The sequence below is a fragment of the Chryseosolibacter indicum genome, assembly GCF_018598585.1.
In the GTDB taxonomy this organism is placed as follows: Bacteria; Bacteroidota; Bacteroidia; order Cytophagales; family Cyclobacteriaceae; genus Chryseosolibacter; species Chryseosolibacter indicus.
Genome location: NZ_JAHESD010000116.1, coordinates 1 through 6,033, shown reverse-complemented (window position 1 = coordinate 6,033; position 6,033 = coordinate 1). Strand labels below are relative to the sequence as shown.

Genomic DNA, 6,033 nt, shown 5'->3' with positions numbered 1-6,033 from the left:
ACATAAGTCTTACGATGGCCCCTGATCTCTGCTTCATCATGCACGCCACCTAATGACATACGCACGTATTTACGCTGTAATGCTTTAGCAATGGAACGCCCGAGTGATGTTTTACCAACACCGGGAGGACCATAGAGACATAAGATTGGCCCGCGCATATCCTGCTTGAGTTTGAGCACGGCAAGATATTCAAGAATTCTTGTCTTCACTTTCTCCAAACCGAAGTGATCATGATCAAGAATTTTTTTCGCACGCTTCAGGTCAAAGTCATCTTGTGTGAACTCTGACCATGGCAGGTCAAGCATAAACTCAATGTAGTTCATGGCAACAGGGTACTCTGCAGCCATGGGATTAATACGAAGGAGTTTATCGAGTTCTTTATTGAAATGTTCCTTAACCGATTTAGGCCACTTCTTACCTTCTGCGCGTTTACGGAGTTTTTCTACTTCTTTATCAGGACCATCATAACCGAGTTCATCCTGGAGTACTTTTATCTGCTGGCGCAAAAAGTAATCGCGTTGCTGCTGATCGATATCAGTATGCACCTTCTTCTGTATCTCATGTTTGATCTCCAGCATCTGGATATCTTTGAGCATGAATTGTAGCAGAAGCGTACCTCTGTCAATCAGATTCTGGGTTTCCAGGATCTTTTGCTTATCAGCAACCTCTACATTAAGGTTAGACGACAGGAAGTGAACCAGGAAAGACATACTTGAAATGTTATCAAGTGCTATTTGTGCCTCTTGTGGTATCTCAGGGTTCAGCTTCAGAATCTTTAATGCTGCATCTTTTAATGATTGCACCAAAGCTTTCGCTTCTTTGCTTTCGATATTCAATGCAGGTTCTGTCAGCAAATCGATACTTGCAGAAAGAAATGGATCTTCCTGTACAAACTCGCGTATGCTGAAACGATTTTTTCCCTGAATAATAATGGTTGTATTTCCATCGGGCAGCACAAGCATTTTAATGATGCGAGCTACGGTGCCTGTACGGTAAAGATCATCTATAGTTGGTTCTTCGGCTTGTGGGTTTTTCTGGGCTACAACGCCGATAATGCGGTTTCCCTGATAAGCCTTCTTTACCAGCTTAATTGATTTTTGTCTTCCTACTGTTATAGGAATAACAACCCCGGGAAACAGTACAGTATTTTTTATGGGGAGTATTGGAATTTCGCCAGGAAGATCTTCCGGTTTCAGATCACTTTCCTGCTCCGGATTGATCATTTGGATCAAATCATCGGTATCTTCCTGTACTAGTTGTATGGGTAACGATTTAAACATGTAATGCAATGTCACTTTGGCACACTAAACAATAAACCTTCAATTCTTCTTATTAACGTGTAATTTGGACAATAGTAGTGCCAGTGAGTTGTAAAAGAAGTAAAATTATATGAACTTTAAAGTGCCGCCAGCCTGTAAACTAATCAGATTGCGTGCATTCCAACTAACTAAGGTTGTGTGAAAACCCACTTTTTCATCTTATTATCAACGTTTTTAGTCTTTACCACTGCCTCACTGACGGCTCAAAAATCCAATAAGAAATTCAAAAAGGGCGGAATGGTTCAGCTAAATGATAGTGTCACTAGCTACAGCCAATCTGACATCTTTGATTTCCCCAATATAAATAAAATCAAGCTTTATTCCGATGTAGATAAATTAAAACGAATCAAACAACTGCAGCTTTCGGCTGCAGAAAAGGAGCTTTACAAGGAACTGAGGACATACGTTTATAACTTTGGAATAGAGAATTTTGCTCAGCAGACCGAGCTGCTTTGGCAATTAGCCAAACTCTCTGAAAAATACGGACAGCAGGGCGAAGCCATCCTTTTATATCGGTTAATTCTTAAGCACAACCGCCAGAATATTGACATTCGAAAGGTGCGTCGCGAATATGACACGCTCTCGCAGAATGAGAGGGACTACTACGTTCCCCTTAAAGAATACTACGAGCTTGTAGCCTACAGGAAAGAAATTGACACATTACGGCCTCCGCAAGGCGTACTGCTTCGTATGGCAGATTGGATTAATTCAACGAAGGCAGATTACGCTCCTACAATTGGCAATTTAGACTCTGTTCTGCTGTTCACTTCAAAGAGAAACAGTCATCATCAAAACGTGCTTGAAAAGACTTATAATGAAGATCTGTTCTTTACCATCCGTCAATACGGGCAATGGAATGAAGCCCAGGCATTCAAAACCATTAATACGCAATACAATGAAGGCTCGGCATGCCTGAGCAGAGATGGAAAGAAACTTTACTTTGCACGCTGCAACTCGCCGGATTCACATGGGAATTGTGATCTCTTTCAGGCAGAGTTAAAGCAGGACAGTACCTGGGGTAATGTTCAAAACCTGGGACTACTTGTTAATTCAACAGCGTGGGATTCGCATCCTTCTCTTTCGCACTCAGGAGATACTTTGTTCTTTGCTTCTGATCGTATTGGTGGTTTCGGCATGTCTGATATCTATTACACTGTTAAGGATCTGGAAGGCAAGTGGCAAAAGGCAGTAAACGCAGGACCAATTGTTAATACCCGCGGCAGTGAGGTAAGTCCATTTTTCCATCACCGCTTCAATGTATTGTATTTTAGCTCCAATGGTCAGCCTGTAACGTTTGGCGACTTTGACATCTACAAAGCCTACAATAACCTTGGCAAATGGGAAGAACCGAAGAACATTGGCCCTCTTGTAAATGGACCAGGAAGTGAATACTATTTCACTATCGACTCGCAGTCTAACACACTTTATTACGCCAGGTCGGAAGCAGAAGATATTGACAACCTTGACCTGCATTCATTTCCCGTACCCATGGAAGCTCAACCGGAGGCCATTGTTAACCTCAAAGGATCGCTGGTAGATTCCAATACTAAAAAACCTTTTAAGGGGATTGTATCCGTCATCGATCTTGATGAGGGTGTTGAAGTTGCGCCTAAGTTTCTAAGACCAGATGGCTCCTTCGATTTCAAGCTGATTAACAAAAGAAATTACCTGCTCATTATTCAAGGTGATGACTTTTTCAGGATCGAAGAACTTTTCTTCATGGATGGTGATATGGAAATGAACCGTGAGACTGAACCTATCGAAAGCAAAATTGCTTTTCAATCACTCGAGTTTGAAAACGGAAAAGCTGATATTCTCCCTTCTATGCATAGCGACCTTGATAAACTTGCAAACTTCCTTATAGACCATCCAAGATTAAAACTTAATATCTCAGGGCATACAGACAGACAAGGCTCTGAGGATTCTAATTTAAGACTATCTCAGGCGAGAGCTGATGCGATTCGTGCGTATCTGATGTATATGTTTAAAATTGATCCTGATCGTATAGAGGCACAGGGATTCGGAAGCTCCAAGCCACTTATTGAAGAACATACCGATGAAGATCGTAAACTAAACAGACGCGTCGAGTTTAATATTACCAAGAATTAGTTTCGTGTATCTTTATCAGATATCAGTTTGTCTTTAAGTTTTACAACCTCTGAATTAAGAAGCTTTTTATATTTTAATCCTTCGAGATTTTTCAGGTACTTCTCTGCCTCGCCAAAATTTCCTCTTTCTCTTTCTATATCAGCTAAACTGACATAAATAATAGCCTAATTATTTTGTGTCCTAACCCCAAATTGCAACGCTTTCTTAAAGTTGATATAAGCGTTGTCAATATCGTTAGCATTAGCTGAAATCATTGCTTTTATAAAGTGATAAAATCCTTTTTGTTCTCTCTTTAATAATTCAGGATATTTTGTTTGACTTAGTATTCTTTCTGCTTGCTGAAAATCCTGTTTTTTTACTTTTCTCCAAGCCAAGTAGACTGTTCCATTTTTGAAATATCCCCATACCACCAGGGCTACGCCAAATAATGTTAACAATGCAGGGGTTGGGTTATCGGTCATGTAATAATAGAACCCAAGAATTAGTCCTAGGACAAGTATTATAACTCTAACAATCGGCGTATACATTAAAGACTATTTATAATATACAAATATATCATCGGCAAGATAACACATTGAAAATCACTCAAAAATCAGAGACAGTCCTTGAGGCAAATATATTACTTACCACCCATTGAACCATTGGTTTGATTCTACACTAATGCCTAATCCGTAATAAAATATCCGATTATCTCCTGAGCACAGCCAGAAGTTTATTCTAGGGTTATTTATGCTGAAATAGTAATAAAACGATAATGAAACTCGAGCCAAAGTCGAAGCATGGTCGAAGCATAGTCGAAGCATCCTCGAAGCATGGTCGAGGCATCCTCGGGTAAGGTATTAGCGACGAAGAAAGTCAATGGTCAACGGTCATTAGTCATTAAGTCAATGGTCATTACTCATAGTCACTTTTAGCATTGCCTATTGTATTGTCATTACCTACGACATTGCCTTTTGCTTATTGCCTACTTTTTTACGGGTAGCCGTATAAAAGCAAAAAGACCCGACTTTACAGCCAGGTCTCTTGCCCTTAAGAAGTTGTAAATATTCTAGAATAACTTAATAATATCATTTGCGAAGATGAATACCATCAATGCAAGAAGGAATACCATCCCTACTTTCTGTGCTGTTTCCAGGAATTTATCAGATGGCTTACGTCTTGATATCATTTCATAAGTGAGGAACATAACGTGTCCACCATCCAAAGCCGGAATTGGCAAGAGGTTCATGAATGCAAGTACCAAAGAAAGAACTCCTGTTAAAGACCAGAAGCGTTCCCAATCCCATTCAACACCAAAGGCCTGCGCTATACCAATAGGACCTGAAAGCGACTCCTTCGGGGATATTGAACCTGATATTACTTTACCAAAAGCAGTGATTTGTGTTTGTAGCGTTTCAAATGCTCTTTTTGTACCAAGCGGAATTGATTCAAAGAAGCCATAGCGTTTTATAACTTCAGCATCTTTAAGATAATCTTCAGGGATCATCCAGCTGATGATACCAATGGCTTTCTGATTCTTGTCCCTGAAAGCCTCTTTAAATTTAAGAACTTCTTCTCCCCTTTTAATGGTAAATTGAATGGTATCTCCTGCAGTTTTTTGAACGAGGTCAGGCACCTGATCTGCATATTGTATCGGTGTTCCGTTTACATCAAGAAGCTGATCGCCTTGTTTAAGGCCGATCTCATCAGCCATCATTCCTTCTTTAATTTTACCAATATAGTTGGGGGCACGAATACCAATAAACTGAAGGTGATTTTCTTTCTTGTTGAAATTCTTGATGAAGTCACCAGGTACAGGAATCTTTATCAGCTCACCATTTCTTTCTACTGTATATGAAAGGTTTTCCCCTAACAGGGTCTGAGGTTTAACCAATTCCTGAAGGTACTGATAATCCTGGTCGTTGATCTTTACAATCTTATCACCTGTCTTTAAACCGATGCTTTCCCCTACTGTTCCAACCTGGAAACCACCATGTTTGTTAACTTCATCTTTTAAGATGTAAGTATCGCCAAATGCGTAAGTAAGACCAATGAAGATAAGAACACCTACAATAACGTTAACCGTGATTCCACCGAGCATTACAATAAGCCGTTGCCATGCAGGCTTCGACCTGAACTCCCAAGGCTGTGGTTCCTGCTTCATTGTTTCTGTATCCAGTGATTCATCAATCATTCCGGAAATCTTCACATATCCACCAAGCGGTATAGCACTTATTGCATACTCAGTTTCTCCTTTTCTGAATGACCAGATTTTGGGAGGGAATCCAATCGAGAATTGTTCAACACGCATCCCAAAATATTTTGCGGCCAGAAGGTGCCCAAACTCATGCACCGCAACCAGAAAAGAGAGACTCAGCAACAGCTGAGCGAGCATAATCATCCAATCCATTTCTACTTATTTACTTTTTTGACTATTTTATTAATTCCATCGCGTGGATACGTGTTTCTTTGTCCGTATTCACAAAATCTTCGTATGTAGGACTCTTTATAAAAGCAATTTTCTGAAGGCATTGTTCCACAATATCGGACATTTCAATAAAACCAACATTATCCTTTAAAAATTCCGCTACAGCCACCTCATTAGCGGCATTAAGCACACACGGCA

4 protein-coding genes and 1 pseudogene are annotated in these 6,033 nt (G+C 40.1%); 1 reads left to right on the top strand and 4 read right to left on the bottom strand.

Annotated features, from left to right (window positions below):
• Positions 1-1,280, bottom strand: a 1,280-nt coding sequence (locus KK060_RS24360; RefSeq protein WP_254157818.1) for an LON peptidase substrate-binding domain-containing protein, incomplete at its 3' end; no start/stop codon positions are given.
• Between the two features lie 177 nt (positions 1,281-1,457).
• Between KK060_RS24360 and KK060_RS24355 the strand changes: the two genes are divergently transcribed.
• Positions 1,458-3,428 (top strand): OmpA family protein, encoded by a 1,971-nt coding sequence (locus KK060_RS24355; protein WP_254157816.1) that lies wholly within the window; start codon positions 1,458-1,460, stop codon positions 3,426-3,428.
• 164 nt (positions 3,429-3,592) lie between these two features.
• On the opposite strand, the gene KK060_RS24350 is transcribed toward KK060_RS24355, so the two are convergent.
• The 3 genes and pseudogenes from KK060_RS24350 to KK060_RS24340 form a co-directional block, all read right to left on the bottom strand.
• On the bottom strand, positions 3,593-3,955 hold the full coding sequence (locus KK060_RS24350) for a hypothetical protein (RefSeq protein ID WP_254157814.1): 363 nt from the start codon (positions 3,953-3,955) through the stop codon (positions 3,593-3,595).
• 521 nt (positions 3,956-4,476) lie between these two features.
• Positions 4,477-5,817: an RIP metalloprotease RseP gene (rseP, locus tag KK060_RS24345; protein WP_254157812.1), complete on the bottom strand. Its 1,341-nt coding sequence runs from the start codon at positions 5,815-5,817 to the stop codon at positions 4,477-4,479.
• 22 nt (positions 5,818-5,839) lie between these two features.
• Positions 5,840-6,033 (bottom strand): annotated as a pseudogene (locus KK060_RS24340) (1-deoxy-D-xylulose-5-phosphate reductoisomerase); the annotation flags it as partial.

Bases quoted from the DNA above. Each gene is read 5' to 3' on its own strand.
- rseP (WP_254157812.1), bottom strand. From the start codon at position 5,817: ATGGATTGGATGATTATGCTCGCTCAGCTGTTGCTGAGTCTCTCTTTT.
- KK060_RS24350 (WP_254157814.1), bottom strand. From the start codon at position 3,955: ATGTATACGCCGATTGTTAGAGTTATAATACTTGTCCTAGGACTAATT.